At 43.3% G+C, this 16491-nt stretch carries 20 protein-coding genes; 5 read left to right on the plus strand and 15 right to left on the minus strand.

All coding sequences use genetic code 11. From position 1 onward, the window contains the following. From C6H00_RS01215 to C6H00_RS01235, 5 genes are all read left to right on the plus strand, one after another. The coding region (locus C6H00_RS01215) for a PBECR3 domain-containing polyvalent protein (RefSeq protein ID WP_104749238.1) at positions 1-1675 on the plus strand (1675 nt) is incomplete at its 5' end. Positions 1676-1777: 102 nt separating this feature from the next. Beyond that, on the plus strand, positions 1778-2539 hold the full coding sequence (locus tag C6H00_RS01220) for a DNA-methyltransferase (RefSeq protein WP_104749239.1): 762 nt from the start codon (positions 1778-1780) through the stop codon (positions 2537-2539). Between the two features lie 10 nt (positions 2540-2549). Continuing rightward, positions 2550-2780, plus strand: coding sequence for a hypothetical protein (locus tag C6H00_RS01225; RefSeq protein ID WP_233704349.1), 231 nt, complete (start codon positions 2550-2552; stop codon positions 2778-2780). Positions 2781-2804: 24 nt separating this feature from the next. Further along, positions 2805-3053, plus strand: a complete 249-nt coding sequence (locus C6H00_RS01230; RefSeq protein ID WP_104749240.1) for a hypothetical protein — start codon at positions 2805-2807, stop codon at positions 3051-3053. A gap of 105 nt (positions 3054-3158) precedes the next feature. Further along, positions 3159-3686, plus strand: a complete 528-nt coding sequence (locus tag C6H00_RS01235) for a restriction endonuclease subunit S (RefSeq protein WP_104749241.1) — start codon at positions 3159-3161, stop codon at positions 3684-3686. Between the two features lie 368 nt (positions 3687-4054). Here C6H00_RS01235 and C6H00_RS01240 read toward each other — a convergent pair whose 3' ends face one another. From C6H00_RS01240 to ilvC, 15 genes are read right to left on the minus strand one after another with little or no spacing between them, the layout of a single operon-like run. After that, on the minus strand, positions 4055-4291 hold the full coding sequence (locus C6H00_RS01240) for a hypothetical protein (protein WP_104749242.1): 237 nt from the start codon (positions 4289-4291) through the stop codon (positions 4055-4057). Then, on the minus strand, positions 4275-4658 hold the full coding sequence (gene fliS / locus C6H00_RS01245) for a flagellar export chaperone FliS (protein ID WP_104749243.1): 384 nt from the start codon (positions 4656-4658) through the stop codon (positions 4275-4277). Before fliS ends, C6H00_RS01240 begins: the two co-directional genes overlap by 17 nt. A gap of 17 nt (positions 4659-4675) precedes the next feature. Next, positions 4676-6733, minus strand: a complete 2058-nt coding sequence (fliD, locus tag C6H00_RS01250; RefSeq protein WP_104749244.1) for a flagellar filament capping protein FliD — start codon at positions 6731-6733, stop codon at positions 4676-4678. Between the two features lie 6 nt (positions 6734-6739). Beyond that, the gene (locus C6H00_RS01255) at positions 6740-7111 is read right to left on the minus strand and encodes a flagellar protein FlaG (RefSeq protein ID WP_104749245.1); all 372 of its coding nucleotides are present in this window, start codon (positions 7109-7111) and stop codon (positions 6740-6742) included. A 55-nt stretch (positions 7112-7166) separates the two neighbouring features. Beyond that, a complete protein-coding gene (locus tag C6H00_RS01260) occupies positions 7167-8411 on the minus strand; it encodes a murein hydrolase activator EnvC family protein (protein ID WP_104749246.1) in 1245 nt (414 codons plus the stop codon). Next, positions 8408-9217, minus strand: coding sequence for a cell division FtsX domain-containing protein (locus C6H00_RS01265; RefSeq protein ID WP_104749247.1), 810 nt, complete (start codon positions 9215-9217; stop codon positions 8408-8410). Before C6H00_RS01265 ends, C6H00_RS01260 begins: the two co-directional genes overlap by 4 nt. Next, a complete protein-coding gene (locus tag C6H00_RS01270) occupies positions 9204-9875 on the minus strand; it encodes a cell division ATP-binding protein FtsE (RefSeq protein ID WP_104749248.1) in 672 nt (223 codons plus the stop codon). The genes C6H00_RS01265 and C6H00_RS01270 overlap by 14 nt, the downstream gene beginning before the upstream one ends. Continuing rightward, positions 9872-11020, minus strand: a complete 1149-nt coding sequence (gene trmB, locus C6H00_RS01275) for a tRNA (guanosine(46)-N7)-methyltransferase TrmB (RefSeq protein WP_104749249.1) — start codon at positions 11018-11020, stop codon at positions 9872-9874. The genes C6H00_RS01270 and trmB overlap by 4 nt, the downstream gene beginning before the upstream one ends. Positions 11021-11023: 3 nt before the next feature. After that, on the minus strand, positions 11024-12280 hold the full coding sequence (locus C6H00_RS01280; RefSeq protein WP_104749250.1) for a fibronectin type III domain-containing protein: 1257 nt from the start codon (positions 12278-12280) through the stop codon (positions 11024-11026). Continuing rightward, the gene (locus C6H00_RS01285) at positions 12225-13190 is read right to left on the minus strand and encodes an RluA family pseudouridine synthase (RefSeq protein WP_104749251.1); all 966 of its coding nucleotides are present in this window, start codon (positions 13188-13190) and stop codon (positions 12225-12227) included. Before C6H00_RS01285 ends, C6H00_RS01280 begins: the two co-directional genes overlap by 56 nt. Continuing rightward, positions 13187-13573, minus strand: coding sequence for a Holliday junction resolvase RuvX (gene ruvX, locus C6H00_RS01290; RefSeq protein ID WP_104749715.1), 387 nt, complete (start codon positions 13571-13573; stop codon positions 13187-13189). The genes C6H00_RS01285 and ruvX overlap by 4 nt, the downstream gene beginning before the upstream one ends. An 8-nt stretch (positions 13574-13581) precedes the next feature. Beyond that, positions 13582-14382 carry a DNA-processing protein DprA gene (gene dprA / locus C6H00_RS01295; RefSeq protein ID WP_104749716.1) on the minus strand — a complete coding sequence of 267 codons (801 nt, stop codon included), beginning with the start codon at positions 14380-14382 and terminating at the stop codon, positions 13582-13584. Beyond that, positions 14378-14620 (minus strand): cell division topological specificity factor MinE, encoded by a 243-nt coding sequence (gene minE / locus C6H00_RS01300; protein WP_104749252.1) that lies wholly within the window; start codon positions 14618-14620, stop codon positions 14378-14380. The genes dprA and minE overlap by 5 nt, the downstream gene beginning before the upstream one ends. Then, positions 14617-15408, minus strand: coding sequence for a septum site-determining protein MinD (gene minD, locus C6H00_RS01305; RefSeq protein ID WP_104749253.1), 792 nt, complete (start codon positions 15406-15408; stop codon positions 14617-14619). The genes minE and minD overlap by 4 nt, the downstream gene beginning before the upstream one ends. Further along, entirely contained in the window at positions 15408-16421 is a 1014-nt protein-coding gene (gene ilvC, locus C6H00_RS01310) for a ketol-acid reductoisomerase (protein WP_104749254.1), read from the minus strand. Before ilvC ends, minD begins: the two co-directional genes overlap by 1 nt. Positions 16422-16491: the final 70 nt, after the last annotated feature.

Genomic DNA, 16491 nt, shown 5'->3' on the forward strand with positions numbered 1-16491 from the left:
CAAGCTAGACCCTAACACTCCTTATACAGGGGACATCAGTTACAATGAGTTTAAAGCCCAACTTAAAGAACAAGGGCTTTTAGCAGAGGCTAAACCCTTTTTAAAATTCATTGAAAGCAATGTTTACAACAAAGAGGGGGTTAGCTTTACCCAACTTGAAAACGCGCGCAAACTGCTCAATAGCTACTACAAAGAGGCACAAAACCCTAATTTAAGAGATCATATCCAAAGGGGGCTAGAAAACTTTTTAAGAGAGGATATAAAAGCGGGCAGCAGCCAACTTTTTAAAGAACTTCCTGCGCAGATGGGGAGCAAATATGAACAACTCTTTAACACCGCGCTTAAAGATTATGCTTTAAGTAAGCAGACTTTAAAGCAAGTGAAGAAATTGCGCTTAAGAGATGTGGCCAGTAGCCAAGAGCAGGCCCTAGATGCGCTTATCAAATTTGCTAAGGGTCAAGGAGAGGAGGGGCTAGATAATTTTAGCAAGCTCACTAAGGGTCTAAGCGCGCAAAATAAAGAAGTGCTAGAGCTTAACATGCTCCATCGAATTTTTCAACGCTCTTTAATCGGGGAGGAGGATTTAAAGGTCTTTGATAGCGCGCAATTCTTTGAGAAGTTGGGCAAACTCACGCAGGGGACTTTTAGCAGCAAGGGGGCTAAGGATTTTATAGAAATTGCTCAAGGCTTTCATAGACTTTTTAATCAAGATGCTAACATTTTAAGAAGCTTGAAACCCACCACAGGGGGAAAAATTGGCTCAAGCATTGCCACCTCTGTGAGCGGGGCTATGCAATTTCAAGTTACTAAGGCCCTCTTTGATCTAGTGGTGCGCACCGCCCCCTATATTCCCTTTGCTAAAGTGCTCAATGATAAAGTCAGTGGAGCGGCTCTAAGACACCATATTAAAAGCGCATTGCATAAAAGCTACAGCGTTGCAGAGTTTAAACAACATTTGCGCGCCTTAGGCCAACGCGTAGAGTTTGACAACGCCACTAAGGCTCTTATTAGAGAGATTGAAAGGGGGTTACCTCCAGATGACCCACCCCCCGGAGGTGGTGGAGGTGGAGGGGGAGGGGGAATACCTAGCCCTAAAGACACGCCCATTAGTGGTGGAGGCAATAAACCCCCTAAGGGCAATGATGAGAAAACGCTCAAAGAGGGGAATGGGGAACTTATTAGCAAAACCACACCCACACGCAAAGCCACTAAGGAGGACTTGACAGAGGAATTTTTAGAGGAAGTCAAAAGACGCAAGAATGATAAGGTTTGGGTAGGAGACTTGACTAACCCTAAAATCATTGAACATCTAGGTTTTGACCCTAACAAGCCTATTAAGATGTTATTTGATGGGGATGCTTTAACCCATATTGAAAAAAGGCATGGCAAGGGGAGTCCTTTAGTTGAAGAGAGCAAACAGCCAGCAGTAACGCGCGAAGACATAGCCACTTATCCAGAGATTGTGAATGGGGCGGATTTGATAAGAGTAGATAAAGATAGAGGTAGAACAGTGCTTATTATTGGAAAACAAATTAATGGGTATATGGTTGTGGTGGAAATAGTGGGCAAAAAATATAATTTACTATCACTAAAAACAATTTACAAAGAAAACGGGAAGTTAGAAAACGGCTTAGCTTTTAAAGATGGTGCCGGTATACAACTATCTAAATTTTAGATAGCGTAGCTCGTCCGTCCATACGGGTGCTACTTAGATGCAACTGCACCACCACAAAAACCCTATAACAAAAACATTTAATCTTAACTTAAAAGAAGTACCATGCTCTCCTCCTACCTTAACCAAGTTTTTCATGCTGACGCTTTAGAGTTTATGCAGGGCTTGCCTGAAAACTCTATTGATTGTGTTTTGATGGATCCGCCTTATTGCAGTGGCGGGGTGAAGTCTTTGAATGCGCGCAATGCTAACACGAATAAAAAGTATGTAAACAACAATACCAAATACTACGAATTTGTAGGCGATGGCAAAGACCAAAGAGTGTGGATAGCATGGATTGGCTCTGTCTTTGCCCAAATTGAGCGCGTGCTCAAGCCTAATAGTTATTTTTTTAGTTTCATTGATTGGCGCATGCTCCCTGCTCTAAGCGATGCCGTGCAGTTGGCAGATTTGGCATGGCGGGGCGTGATTGTATGGGATAAGGGACGCTCTGCTAGACCCTTTCCCAATGGTTTTAAACAACAATGTGAATTTATTGTTTGGGGAACTAAGGGGGAGCTACCCGCCTATGAGTGCAGAACGGAGGCGCGCTATCACTACGGCTATAAAGAGGCCTATTTACACCCCAAACACAAACAACACGCCACGCAAAAACCCTTAGAGATTTTGACCCATTGCTTAGAGATTGTGCCTAAGGGCGGGATAGTGTTAGATTGTTTTGCTGGCAGTGGGAGCAGCGGGGTGGCGTGTATGCAATTAGGGCTTAATTTCATTGGCATCGAGAAGTCCAAAGAGTATGCCCAAATTGCTCAAGAGAATTTTTTAAAGGCTTTTAAAAATAGGGGTTCTTTGTTTGATAGGCCTTAACCCTTGTTTGATGCGCGCATTGTGGGTGCTGATGCGTGTTGTTGGGGTGGTTTGTTTGGGGGTTTTTTGCTTGGGTTGTGCGCCGCGTGTGCTTTACAAACAAGTTTACACGCCTGTTAAATGCCAAATTGTAAAGCCTATTAGGCCTCATAAGAGTTTAGAGACACTGGAGTATTTAACAGAGTTATTGGCCTACATAGAGGAGTTAGAAAAGGATTTAGATTTTTGTGTGGGGGATTGATAAAACTAGGAAGAAAGGCATAGCGTGGATATACAACAGCTTTTAGAGCAAAAACAAGAAGAGATGAAGACAGCGCGTTATCTCTATGATGAGCATTTTTATACGAGCCGTAAATTCAAGGGGAATAAAGAGCAGCGCAAGCAACAAGAGAGTCTATACTTTGAGCAAGGCAACGCGCTCAGAGATCATCTAGTGGCTCTAAGAGAAGAGGTGGCCCACTTAAGAAAAACCCTAAACTTACCCCCCCCTGCAAGAGCAAAGAACAAAGTTTAAACGACTAAAAACAGAATGCAATGCGCCTTTAGAGCGCGCCAACTTGCAGGATTTCTATAAAAGTATTAGCGCGTTTTTGGAGTATGAAGTTAGGCGGGCATTAGGATGTTAGCTGTCGCTATTAAAGAGTTTTTTAAAGTCTTGCCAAGTGCAAAAAGCTTAGTAGCAAGCAGGGTTGAGATTTTTCAAACTCCTAGCCCTGATACGCACCCCTTTGTGTGCCGCTCTGCTAAAAATAATGGCATACGCGGGTATATCAAGGCAGATGAGAGATTTTTAAACCCCAAAGGCACGCTAAGTTTTGCCCAAGATACTTTTTTTTGTTTCTACCAATCAGAAGCGTATTTTACAGGCAATGGAGTGAAAATACTCGCCCCAAAGTTTGCGCTTAACACACAAGCAGGCTTATTTATCTGTACTAGCATTAATAAAGCGGTGTCTAATTTAAGCTGGGGAGAGAGTGGGGGAGTAGCAAAAATTGAGAATATAGAGTTTTACGCCCCGCTTAAAGAAGATGGCAGTTTGGATATTGAGCTGATGACAGATTTTATCAATGGGCTTTTTAAACTGCATGTAAAAAAGCTAGAGAAGAGTTTTTACCAGCTGAAAACAGAGCTTAAAGGGGTTTGCTAGAGCTTTAAGATGGCCATGATTGTTTGAAAACAGATATGCCAGATTTAGTAAAAGCACGCGTTAAAGGGGTTTGCTAGAGCTTTCAGCTCTAGCCTTAATCTAGTCTAGCTCATCTTGGTTTTACTTGGCACTTCTTTAAAACCACGCGGCGTGAGTGCGTAAGTTAATCTTTCATGTTGTCCTCAAAAGCTCTAAATGGACCAAAAGGGGTAAACATGTAACCTTATGAAAAGATACAAGAGCCAATTAAGGTTACTTAACGCACTAGAATAGAAAGTTTAGGCTTATTGGAGTTGACCAAAAACACACTGGCCAAACACAGAGATGCCAACAGAAACCAAGAGGCTATAGCTCCAAAAATTAAAAGTCTATTGTGAGATTTCCATAAAACGGCGTGCGGCTTTGAGCTGGCGCATTTGCAGACCTAACTGCTGTTGGGCCTCTTGAAGACGCGCAATCGTTTGGGTAATAAGCTCCCTAGCTATCTGCAGAGTCTCTAAATCTGCTTGAGCATTTTCTAAGAAGGGACAATTCTCAACTAAAACCCCCGCCTTTTCAAGGTTGTTCTCTAAAAGAGCGATTTTGAGCTCATCGACCCAGTTCATGCTGGTGAATCTCTCGCCATGCCTCTAGGAGTCCGCGTGCTACCCGTATCACAAGATTGATTTTTTCCGCGTCATTCTCCATATTTGCTTGTGTAAGCACCTTGATTTGGTGGGTATACAGGCCTGTCAGATAGACAGCGACCTCGCCCCCCCTCTCATAATCTAAAACATTCAGAAGTTCTGTAAAAATGTCCGTAACCTTGTTAATGTAAAGAATTTTCTTTTCAATATCACCGGTTTCAATATGTCTTTGGGCCTGTGCACAGAATTTTAAAATCCCTTCATAAAGCATCTCAATAAGCTTGGCAGGCGACTCCACGGTTACAGAGTTTTGTTGATACAAATTATAGGCATTGGCTCGAAACATCTTATCCCTTCTTAACATTAGTTTTTCTTAGCGGCAGCTTGATCGATCATCATCTGCACCGCGTTAAACGACCGATTAGCCTTAGAGATCTGCTCGTCATAGGCAGCGAAACGATCCGCCATAATGTCGTAGCGAGTTTTCAATAACTCCATAGCATTCTCTTTGTCTTTTTTAAGACTTTTGGCATCTTGATCTAAAGAATCTTCATAGAGCTTCAAACGCGCATGTCCACCATCGACCAAATTAGACAAAACTTTATCCACTCGCTCAAAGATTCCATCTTGATGGGTTTCTTTGCCTCCCATACTTTTCACATCGCTTCCATAAAAGAAGTCCTGAGTTCCTTGGGGGTCGGCATTAATCGCGCTGGAAAGACGACTTTCATCTAGGCTCATTTTGCCATGGTCATCTAACATGATTCCATACTTCATCAAGCTTGCCACACCCTTACTATTGGTAATTGTAAAAGTAACTGCATTGATGAGCGAAGAGCGGATAGTGCGGATATCACTCACTCCGTTAAAGACCCCGGCAATCCTTGTATCTGGATCGTAACGGGTAGTCTCGTCCAATTTAGGCATTAACTCATTGTAGGCTTTGACAAACTCTTTAACATTATCGATGATAGCCTTGTCATCTCTAGTAATACTAACAATGGCCCCCTTACCTGGCTCTGTTGTGCCTAGCAAACTTAAAGACACGCCATTGATCACATCATTAACCTCATTGGTAGGGCGCGTAATGCTAGCTCCATTGTAGGTAAATTTAGCATCGCTAGCACTCTGCAAGGTTTTAATTGAAAAGAGCTCTTGGGCGTTAGCATAAGAACGACTAAAGCCCTCAGAAAGTCCTAGAGATTTTAAAGCTTTTTTACCCTCTGGGTTTGCTCCAGTTAAACGCAATTGCCCGCTGACACTATTGAGCACTAATTTCCCATCCGCACCCACAGACGCGCTCAAGCCTGCAATTCCATTAACGGCTTTGGCTAGGGCGTTGGCATTATCTTGGCTAGAATTGTGCTCAGCTGTGATCGCTCCCATGTCAATATTTTGCCCATTTAGACTAATAATGCCCTTGATTTTGCCAGATTGTGGAGCAGTAAGCGCTTTGAGCAAATCACCTTCTGTCTGAGATTTATCTTGGATAAAGCCTAATTCGTGCGCCTTAGCCCCCCCCACCTCCACGCTCAAACCTCTTTTATCATTGATTACCAAAGATTTACCCTCATTGATAATCCCTACATTCAACTGCCCATCGTCTACCAAAGATTTTGTAGTCTGATTATCCTCTAAGGCTTTCTGGATGGCAGCGCGCAAAGCCGCATTTTTGGCTTCAATAGATCCCTGCAACTTGAGAGTGATAGGAATTTCTATGACATTATTTTGCTCGTCATGCAATTTGATAAAAAAATCATCCTCAGGCTTTGTCTCGCTCTTGGCTTCTAAATTAATGGTCGCATCATTGCTCAAATGGGAGATGACACTAGAGCCAAAGAAGATACGATTATCTGCACCCGTCCCCTTACTATTGATCATCAGTTGATAGGGTTTATTTCCCCCCGTTTTCATCACAATTCCCATCACCTTGCCATCAGTAGCATCTGTGATTGCCTGGGCAACATCCCCTAGAGTCATCCCGGCCTTAATTTTGACGGCATAATCTTGATGGTTAGTGTAAAAGTGTAGTGTAGTGTCAAACTGAGCAAAGGCATCATCTCTAGAGCTAAAATGAGTGCCCACTTCATTAATATCCCCCTGTGCTAAACTCTCTACATCTACTTTGATATTTTGAATAGGGATACCCGGACTCACACTCACTTTGAGCGCATCTCCAGTTACATTGCTATGTCTAGCTGTATAAGTAGAATAATCACTTAGAGCTCTGACAGGTGTGCGCAAATTGCCAAGCAAGGTTTGAATTTCAACAAGGGCTTTTTGTTTTTCTAAATTGGCTTCCATCTTTCTCTCGATGGGCTTGACCATAGTATTTTCATCCGCCTTCTTAAGTTTGTCAATCACATCGTAATTTAAAACCTTGCTACCAATCCCCAAAGAACTTAATTGCCCTACTGCCATCGCTTTTTAACCCTTCTTGTCAAAGAGAATCCCCACAATATCGCGCATTTTCTTGCTCAATTCGATCACCGCTTGGGGTGGAATTTCGCGAATCACTCTATTGCCACGATCGTCCTTGATGGTTACTACCAAACCCTCAATGTCCTCATTGTAGCTGAAGGTAATGTCTGAATGCATGCGTTTCATCTTCTCGTTAAGCTCCTTGCTAAGCTTCTGCAAATCCTGTTCCGTCAGCTCTTGTTTTAGCGATTCTATTTCAGTTTTTTGATGATCTGAGGAATGGATTTGTAAGGTTGTAAGCTTATTGTTAGGAGTAGATTGAGATAGAAAGTGATTTAGACCAGAAACATCAGAAACGCCCACAATATTGCCGGACATGAACTCTCCTTAAATACACCAAGATCGGCAATGGCTGGTTGTTTTTGATAAACAACTAAGGGTTTTGTGCGATGAGCTCTAGGGGATTAATATGTTTATCTTTAAGAGTTACTTCAAAACTCAACCTTTGATCGATGCGCCCAATCACATAACCCTTTTGCACATGCAAACCATGCCGGATAGTGGGCGCAATTTTATCTAATTGAGAGTAAATGGTGTGCATCCCGTCTTTATGTTCAATAATGATCACCTTTTTTAAGATGGGCACTTCTTTAGCATAGACCACTCGTCCATCAAAGACGCTACGCACCACAGCATTAGGTCTTGTAGGCACAAGGGTGATCGACTCATTAAAAACTTTGAGTCGATAAACCGGATCAAAATAGGGTCCAAATTTTTGTACCACCCTATAACTGCTCAAGGGAGAGATGGTCTTAGGACCACGATAAGCGATAGTTACAATATCACGATAAGAGCTAGCTACCTGTCTGACTTCAATGGGAGCTTCTATACCTCCAATAGCAGATTTTAAATCCTCCTCATCTTGGGTTTTTTTTCGTTCCATTTCTTTCTGTTTAGCAAGTTTGACAATATTAAGTGAGGCCAAGAGTCGATCGAGTCCCTTACGCTCTTTATCCAAAGTTTCTAGCTTTTTATTGTAGAGTTGAAGTTCGGCGCGCATGCTCTCAATTATTTTTTGTTGTGCGCTTACCACAAGTTGCAAATCACGCTTTCGATCCTTTTGGGCGTTGATGGTGGCACTAATTTGAGTGATACTATCAGAGATTTTAGCGATCTTGGCATTGATCTGCTCCTCTTGGAAACTCAAACTTGCTAACTGATTTTTAGAACTTTGGTTGAGTCGTTTAAAGAGCTCTTGAAGCATAAGATCTTCTGTGCTAACGCGATCTTGACTCTCCAAAACCATCACAAATACAATATCTTTTAGTAGTAGAGTTGTAACCTCATCTTGTATCTTAAGGCGATTCTTTTTAAGACTATTCAAATAGTTGCGGTACTCCCCCAATGCTTTTTCTTGAGCTTGGTTTTGGGCTTGATTTTTATCAATACTTTTTTGAATCTCTCGGATTTGTTGGGCGAGCTCTTGACTTTGTCGGTATTTCTGATTGATCGCATTGCCCAGAGTGTTGAGGTGATTACTAAGCTTGGTTTTTTGAGCGGTAGCTTCTTGCAATTTATTGGTATTAAGGTGGATATTACGCTCGATCTCGTCGATCTCCTCTCCTTTAGAGGCGATACAAAATAATCCTATCAAGATAGCGAGCGTGCATTTTTTCATGCACCTCTCCTCTGAATCACGACAACCCACACACAAGTCAATGAAATAGCAAGCGAAGCTAGTAAAAAGATCGCTAAATCTTCTTGCCACACAAATAACTTATCTTCCAGGCCAAGAGTGCTCAAAATTGTTTGGAATCTTTGTTGCGAGATCAAGTACGCCCCACCTAGCAATACCCCCACGCTTGCTAGTACAGAATCGATTAGGGCTAAACGGAATAAAAAACCATGCTTAATTCGCATAGGAGCCCCCAAAAGGTCCATAATCTCAATGCGCTTAGAGTATTGTAAATTCCATACCCGAACCTGTTTGATCAAGAGCAATACAGAAAGTGTCCCCACTAATAGGGCAAAAATTAAGGTGCTTTCTTTGAGCAATAGCAAAAGGCGGTATTCTTGGTCGTGAGTTTTGCTAAAGACTTCTACCCTAGAGACCCCCGGGATTTTTTGTAGCCTTTTATGGATGAGTTGTAATTCGTCAGAAGTGGGGAATTGACGGAGTTTAAGAGAATAAAAAAGAGGCAGACTCTTTTTAAGATTAGCCAAACTATTGGGGCTGATATTTTGTTGCAATTTTTGCAAGATAGAATCAGGGCTAAGTTGCTCTAAAGAAATGGCAGTGCGAATATTTTGACGGATAAACTCTAATGTCAAAGATTGTTGGCTAACTATTGTGATCGTATAATTTTTTGAAAGTTGTTTTTCGCGTATATCCACAGCCCGCAGAGTCCAAAGTACACTTTCTAGACCAAAGAGGAGTGCCATCAGAGGCAACAAGAAAGCCAGATGTTCCTTAAGTGTATTCATGCACCTCTCCATCCTTAATATAAATCTTGCGGTAAGGCACATTGAAATTACTGGGGATGCGGTGTGTAACCACCACGATCGTAATATCTAATTGCTTATTTGCACCCTTGAGCAAACTCCAAATCATATCACTAGAATAGTCATCTAAGTTGCCTGTGGGCTCGTCTGCTAAGATCAAAAAGGGTTTGTGCGCGATAGCCCTAGCCATAGCCACGCGTTGTTGCTCTCCCCCACTGAGCTCTAAGGGGTAGCGGTTAGATTTATAGAGTAAATCCACATGGGCTAAGAGTTTTTCAGTCTGGATATTACATTCTTCTTTGCGGTAGCCATTAATAAGCATGGGCAATTTGATATTTTGCTCCACGGTCCACTCTTCCACCAGCTTATAATCTTGAAACACCACGCCGATATGGCGGCGTAATTCGTTAATAAAGGCTTTTGAAGCTCGGTTTACATTGATATTACACACTTCTAAGTTCCCTCCTAATAAAGGAAGATCGCCATATAAAGATCGCAAAAGCGTGCTTTTACCACATCCGCTAGGTCCTGAGATAAAAACAAAATCCTTGCGCTCTACTTTCAAATTAGCCCCCCGAATCACCCATTCATCTTTTTTATAGCCTAGAGACAAATCTCTTGCTACCACAATGCTGCTCACAATGCCTCCATGAGAATTTCTAATAATTTTCGTTGCGCTAATCTATTTGCCTCTGTGTTATAAGGCATCCCTCCTACATAACTTAGGTTCTGTCCATTCCACAGAGCAATCTTATTTGTGGGAGCTATAAAATCCCCAAAACTGAGCACTAAAACCCAAAGTTTGCCGTATTCTAACACATCTTGAATGTGCAAAAAGTAACTCGTCTCTTTAAAATGTCGCTGACTCAAAACCTCTTGTAGAGGTTTAGGCGTGCCTTGTATTAGCTCCCTTTCTAAAAGGATTGATTTATGAGATGGGAGATGACTTGCAGATGCACACACCCGTAAATCATAAATATTTCTCTCTTGCTTGAGCCAGCGTTGCTCATACTTGCTAGGCACAGCCACAAGAGCATTTGTGTCCGTGGTGTAGATACAATTTTCTTGTTGAGCAAGGCGTAAGCTTTCTTGAAAATATATCTGACTATCTGTACGCAACCACAAATAAGCGTCTTTTTTGAGAACTCTGAGCATATTTTGAAATACATGAGCCCCCATTACTCTTCTTGTAGGGCTTTTCTCCCAAGGCACAGGAAAATGTAAATCCAAACTAAGACACACGCTAGAAGGGAGTACTTCTAGAAGAGAGCGCGCATCTGTACGCGCCAAATAGAGATTTTTGAGTCCTAAAAGCTCTATCTGCCTTAAAACTTGCTCTAAACTAGGGGTGTGGACTTCTAGGCCTATGTAAATTTCTTGTGGGTGGTTTTTGGCCTTTTCTAACAAGTGTCTCCCCGATCCAAACCCGATTTCCAAATGGAAAGCATTAAACTTTGAAAAATCCCTCCCTGTCAATAAAAACGGGCTTGTCTTGCAAGATTTTTCTTGGGTTAAATTTCCTACTGCTCCCTCACAATGACCCATCAAGACACGCAAAGCTTTTTGTAAAATTCCTACAGGAACAGGCCGTGTAGATTTTTCACCCTTAAAAAGATAGTCCTCTTGGCGCATGATTTTATGCAGGCAAAAATCATGCGCTTCACTCTGAACATGAATAAGACTTTTATGAGGATAAAGACAACTTCGAGCCTCATATAAAAAGTGGAGATTTTCCTCTTGGAAAGGGAAGGAAGCAAAAACTTTAGTTGCGCTAAAATGGGGCATGAGCTAGCGATCCAATCGTAATTCTACCTCTTTGCTTGGGCGCGACTCCAACCCACCTCCATCTACACTTACAACCTGATAGCGGTATTTTGTACCTGTTTCCATCGCTTTGTCAATAAATTGTGTACCCAAAATAGAGCCATACCGCAAGGGTTTAGAATGGGCATTATTTTCAAAACGATATACGGCATAACCCTGCACCCTTGCATCTTTGATCGCTTCCCAAGTAATGATGGCACGACCATCTTCAATAGTGCCTTTTGTGATAATGGGTGTAGGGGGTCTTGGCAAAGTCGCTCCTTTGATGGCCTCTTGAGGCATACTGCCCTCAATTCCATCTTTATCTACAGCCACAATTTTGTAAAACCTATCTATTCCATCTGTATTTACATTGTCAACATAATCCGTAGTGCGGGTTTGGGCAATTTCCTTGTATTTACCATTGAGATCATCAGCTGCGTAAATTTTATAACCTACGATGTCTTTTTGTTCAGAAGGATTCCATTTCAGTTGCACGCGCCGTGTAAGATCGTTGCTGGCTTGGACACTCTGCACTGCGGATGGAGGATTTTTTGTCTTGCCCACCACTACAGCACTAGGCAAAGACTTCGCGCCCTCAAAATCCTCAGCAATCACGCGGTAGCGATGAGTTTGCCCATCTCCTAGTTTGCGATCAAAATATTCTACAAAAAGGCGATTTTTTACTACTCCAATGTTGGCAAATTTTCCCTGATCGTCTTCTCTTTGAATAATGTATTTTGCAATACTGGGGTTGGGATGAGGAGTCCAAAAGACTTTGATTTCTCTAGGCGTGGTCATGCTCGCAAAGACATTTTCTACAGGATTGATAAAAGAAGTGCGCACACCGATTGTCTTAGACATTTGGGAAATCTCACCATTTTTTCCCATAGTAGCGATTTGGTAGTAATACTGGGTTTGGGGCGTGAGGTTGTCATCGTAATAATGGGTCGCAAAGGGGTTACGGACCACACCCACGCGTTTAAAATTTTGATCCTGTTGGGTGCGATAAATCACAAAGCCATCGATTCTCTCAGGGTGGCTAATGGGCAACCATTCAAAACCTACGGACTGCACATCGTTAATAGTCTTAATTCCCTGCACGATTGGAAGATTTGCATCTGTCGTATTTAAATCTTGGTGATCTGCAAAAGAGAGAGTATTATTTTTTTTTGAGGGGGCACAACTAGACAGAAGAAGTGCGAAAACGCTCAAGAAAACTAGCTTCTTGGATACACCCATACCAATCATTTCCTTGCAAGTGGGATTGAGCGCATTCTACCATGTCCTTTAAAAGACTGGCTTTAAAAAGGTGTTGGTGGCCGGTTCTAGGGTGGATGAGATAGAGGATATAGGCGTGCAACATGGTGCGCTCTGCACTTCCCTCTTTAGCTCCATAGAGTGTGTCCCCTAAAATGGGTCGCCTTAAACTCTCTAAATGTGCGCGCACTTGATGGGTGCGTCCACTATAAAGACGCGCACCTATAAGTTGGCATTTGAGCCCATCAAAGAGAGGAGCAAAAAATGTTTTTGAGGGTTTCCCCCCCTTGATTTTAAGCAAATCTAAATTAGTCCTTTTGAGGCGGTTTTTAGGGTGTCTTCCCAAATGACATTCTACAAATAAAGGTTCGTGCAAATGTCCCTGTATCAAGGCTAAATAATAACGCCCCATTTGGCGACTCTGCAGCTGCGCGCTCAAGTGGGCATGACAAGCATTGTTCTTGGCTATCACTAACGCCCCGCTGGTGTCCTTATCCAAGCGGTGCACAATCCCACAACGCCCCGCGCCATTAAAGTTTGAGAGTTGATAGCCCTTAGCGATCAAATAATCCATCAAGCTTTCTTCTTTAAGACTGGGAGCAGGGTGTACAGCTAAATGCGGGGGTTTGTTAATGACTAATAAGTCCTCATCCTCATAGAGGCATTCGATGCTAAGAGTTGTAGGCAAAGGTTTTATTTCTACCGCTGGGGGTTCTTGCACGCATACATAACTTCCGGGTTTGACTTCCACCCCCCCTTTTTGACATATTTTTCCATCCATAAATACCAAGCCCGCCTTGATACACCCCAAAACTTGACTTCTAGAGATGTTTAATGTTTGGGCGAGGAGTTGATCGAGTCGCCCACTTTGTTGAATCACCCACTCTTTCATAATCCTAAATAACGCTCCAAAAGAATACATGCCGCCAAACTATCTAGGATTCCATTCTTGCGCGCCTTTTGGCGTTGTTTGTAAGGGAGATGAAAAATGCGCTCTTGGGCTTGCGCGCTACTATCATCTTCATTGACATAAAAAATAGGTGCAAAGTCTAAACCCTCTATAAAATGTTGCACGCGCGCGCGCGTGTCGGCATAGCAGGCATTAGGCAAACCTACAACCAAACCTACAGCGCGCTTATTCTCTAAAAAAATTTTAAGATCATAGCGGGCTTGATCGCGGTTATGACGCAAGATAGCAGGCATGGGCAAAATGGTCTCTTGAGTGTAGAGAGCTAGCCCGATGCGCTTCAAGCCCACATCGCAGCCAACTAAAATCTGCCCTTTCATGCTAGCACCATGCGTCCATGTCGGCGCGTGATCAAGCCCTGTAATTCGTATTCGTCTATCAAAGTCCCATAACGGGCATAAGCTTGCTCACAAGTGGGATTTGTTTTAAAAAAGCTGAGGTGATCCTCAAGGGGTGGGGTGCTAGGAGGGTTGAGCTTATAAGTTTGGCATAGTGTTTGGCAAAACGCCTCTATATCGTAAATGCTCTGCGCTTTGTCCTCTGCTAAAAGTGCTTGTGTGCCCGCACTCTCTGCTAATCTATGGGGCAATACAAACAGGGGTTTTTGGGCATGCAGGGCGTATTTAGCACTGGACATCGATCCGCTGTGCAGATTTGCCTCTGAGATGATCACTACATCGCTTAGAGCAATCACCAAACGATTGCGCTCTAAAAAAGAATATCTATGTGGAGTGGTATTTTGAGCGTATTCGCTTAAAATAAGCCCCTCTGTAGCGATTTGCTCAATAATGCGCGCATTGCTGGGGGGGTAGAGATAATCTAGGCTACAGGGGGCGATCATGATTGTGTGGGGCAGGGCGTGTTGTTGGGCGATAATATCCACGCCCAACGCGCCCCCACTCACCACCACTGCGCCTAATTTGGCGATCTCTTTAGCCAGCCATGCCGTGTGTTGTTGGGTGTATTGGCTAGGGTGGCGTGTGCCTACGATGGCAACTTTTAGAGGGGCTTGTAATAATTCTTGATTGCCGGTGTAATAGAGCTCTTTGGGAGGGTTTTTGACACACCCCAAACCAAGAGGAAGAGCTTTTAGCTTGGAGTAAGAAAAATGGCTAATTTTCAGGATTTTCCTTTGAGTTACGCTCAAGGATGATTTCAACCTCCAGGGTGTCCATCTCTTGGTTGGAGCTTGTGCGCACATCAATTTTAGTGGTGGCGATGTATTTTTGCACAACCGCTAAAATTTCTTTTTTCATCTCCTCCATGTAGGGGATGCGCATGCTTCTCTCATAAGCCAACACTAAAGTTAGGCGATCTCTAGCCCGCGCGCTCGATCCCCCCTTAAACCACTTCATGCAAACCAACCCTTAATAGTCCCTACTAGGCCTTTTTTACTCTTAAATTCTACAAAATCCACCTCTTCGCCCAAAACGCGCCTTGTGATTCTTTGAAAAGCTAGCGCGCTAGGGCTTTGGGTGTAGATCACTGGTTCGCCGGTGTTGGTGGCTGAAACGATTTTATCATCCTCGGGCACTAGACCAATGAGAGGCAGAGCTAGGATTTTGAGCACATCCTCATTAGAAAGCATTTCTTGTTTTTCAACCAAGTCGGGTTTAATGCGGTTGATAAGTATGTGTTTGACCATCTCTTGCCCCTTTTGGCTCTTAGCATCGATGATGCCGATCACGCGATCGCTATCGCGCACACTGCTAACCTCTGGGGTTACTACAATGATGGCGCGATCGGCAAAGAGCACGGCGTGCTCAAACCCACTCTCAATCCCAGCCGGAGAGTCGATGAGCACAAAATCAAATTGAGCATTGAGCTGTGCTATGAGAGCCTGCACTTTGGCTTTATCTAGGATATTTTTATCCTTGCTTTGAGAGGCGGGCAAAAAATAGAGATTTTTATTTTTCTTATCGTTGATCAAGGCTTGGGGTAATTTACAATTCCCCTCCATCACATCGATTACATCATAAACAATGCGATTTTCCAAGCCCAAAATCATGTCCAAATTGCGCAAGCCGATGTCAAAATCCACAGCCACAACTTTTTTATTCTGCAAGGCTAGCCCTATGGCTAGATTAGCCGTTGTGGTGCTTTTGCCTACTCCGCCCTTGCCTGAAGTAATGGTGATAACCATCAATTTCCCTTAAAAAGATAACTGCGTAAATGCGCCCCCACTTCTTCTAGGGGGTGCTGTGCTAATTGTGCACGCTGATGATGCATTTGGGTAAAACCGCGCGTTTTTTCCTCAAGAAACTTTTGGGCAAAATCTCCCCCTTCAATTTGCTTTAAAATCTCTTGCATGCGCGCTTTCATTAAGTCATCCACAAGATAGCCACCACTGAGCAGACCGCCATATTCTGCCGTGTTGGAAATGTGCTCTTGCATCATAGCCACCCCCTTAGTATAGATCAAATCTGCGATGAGCTTGATCTCATGCACGCACTCAAAATACGCCAACTCTTTGGGATAACCTGCTTCTACCAACACCTCAAAGGCCTGGCGCAACAAGTGCACTAGCCCTCCACAAAGAACCGCCTGCTCTCCAAAGAGATCGCTACAAGCTTCGTGTTTAAAAGTAGTTTGCAAAATCCCCACGCGTCCACAACCCAAAGCACAAGCATAGGCTAGGGCAATTTCTTTAGCATTATGGGCACTATTCTCCTGCTCTACGCCCACCAATGCAAAAAGACCGCTGTTATTTTGATAATTTTCTCTAAGAGCTGACCCTGGACCCTTAGGGGCTACTAAAGCCACACCTACCCCCTCAGGCGCGCAAATTTGCTTAAAATGCACGCTAAAGCCATGCGCAAAGATCAAGGTTTGACCGGGCTTTAAATAAGGGGCGATTTCTTGGGTATACACCTCTTGGTGCAATTCATCGGGTAGTAAAATCGCTAGGACATCTTGACTCTGCGCACAAGAAGCCACGCTGTGCACTTCAAAGCCCTCCTCTCTAGCCAGCGATGCGCTCTTGCTTGTGTCATGCAAACCTACCACGACCTTAACCCCACTATCGCGCAAATTGAGCGCGTGCGCACGCCCTTGTGCCCCATAACCTAGCACCCCCACGCTTCTTTTTGCGATGTGCTCTACACTCCCATCTGCATCCGTATAGATGGGCAAGAAACCATCAGAAACCCTAGACATCGATTTCCTTTTGTATTATAATTTAAAGATAGATTTTAAGAAAAAATAACTTAAACTTGTGCAGGGGAAG

Origin of the sequence: Helicobacter cynogastricus, from assembly GCF_900197855.1 — a bacterium.
GTDB classification, from domain to species: Bacteria; Campylobacterota; Campylobacteria; order Campylobacterales; family Helicobacteraceae; genus Helicobacter; species Helicobacter cynogastricus.

Bases quoted from the DNA above. Each gene is read 5' to 3' on its own strand.
- C6H00_RS01235 (WP_104749241.1), top strand. From the start codon at position 3,159: ATGTTAGCTGTCGCTATTAAAGAGTTTTTTAAAGTCTTGCCAAGTGCA.
- C6H00_RS01240 (WP_104749242.1), bottom strand. From the start codon at position 4,291: ATGAACTGGGTCGATGAGCTCAAAATCGCTCTTTTAGAGAACAACCTT.
- ilvC (WP_104749254.1), bottom strand. From the start codon at position 16,421: ATGTCTAGGGTTTCTGATGGTTTCTTGCCCATCTATACGGATGCAGAT.
- minE (WP_104749252.1), bottom strand. From the start codon at position 14,620: ATGAAGTGGTTTAAGGGGGGATCGAGCGCGCGGGCTAGAGATCGCCTA.
- C6H00_RS01285 (WP_104749251.1), bottom strand. From the start codon at position 13,190: ATGAAAGAGTGGGTGATTCAACAAAGTGGGCGACTCGATCAACTCCTC.
- C6H00_RS01255 (WP_104749245.1), bottom strand. From the start codon at position 7,111: ATGTCCGGCAATATTGTGGGCGTTTCTGATGTTTCTGGTCTAAATCAC.
- trmB (WP_104749249.1), bottom strand. From the start codon at position 11,020: ATGCCCCATTTTAGCGCAACTAAAGTTTTTGCTTCCTTCCCTTTCCAA.
- C6H00_RS01280 (WP_104749250.1), bottom strand. From the start codon at position 12,280: ATGGGTGTATCCAAGAAGCTAGTTTTCTTGAGCGTTTTCGCACTTCTT.
- C6H00_RS01225 (WP_233704349.1), top strand. From the start codon at position 2,550: ATGCGCGCATTGTGGGTGCTGATGCGTGTTGTTGGGGTGGTTTGTTTG.
- C6H00_RS01260 (WP_104749246.1), bottom strand. From the start codon at position 8,411: ATGAAAAAATGCACGCTCGCTATCTTGATAGGATTATTTTGTATCGCC.
- C6H00_RS01265 (WP_104749247.1), bottom strand. From the start codon at position 9,217: ATGAATACACTTAAGGAACATCTGGCTTTCTTGTTGCCTCTGATGGCA.
- fliS (WP_104749243.1), bottom strand. From the start codon at position 4,658: ATGTTTCGAGCCAATGCCTATAATTTGTATCAACAAAACTCTGTAACC.
- minD (WP_104749253.1), bottom strand. From the start codon at position 15,408: ATGGTTATCACCATTACTTCAGGCAAGGGCGGAGTAGGCAAAAGCACC.
- C6H00_RS01220 (WP_104749239.1), top strand. From the start codon at position 1,778: ATGCTCTCCTCCTACCTTAACCAAGTTTTTCATGCTGACGCTTTAGAG.
- fliD (WP_104749244.1), bottom strand. From the start codon at position 6,733: ATGGCAGTAGGGCAATTAAGTTCTTTGGGGATTGGTAGCAAGGTTTTA.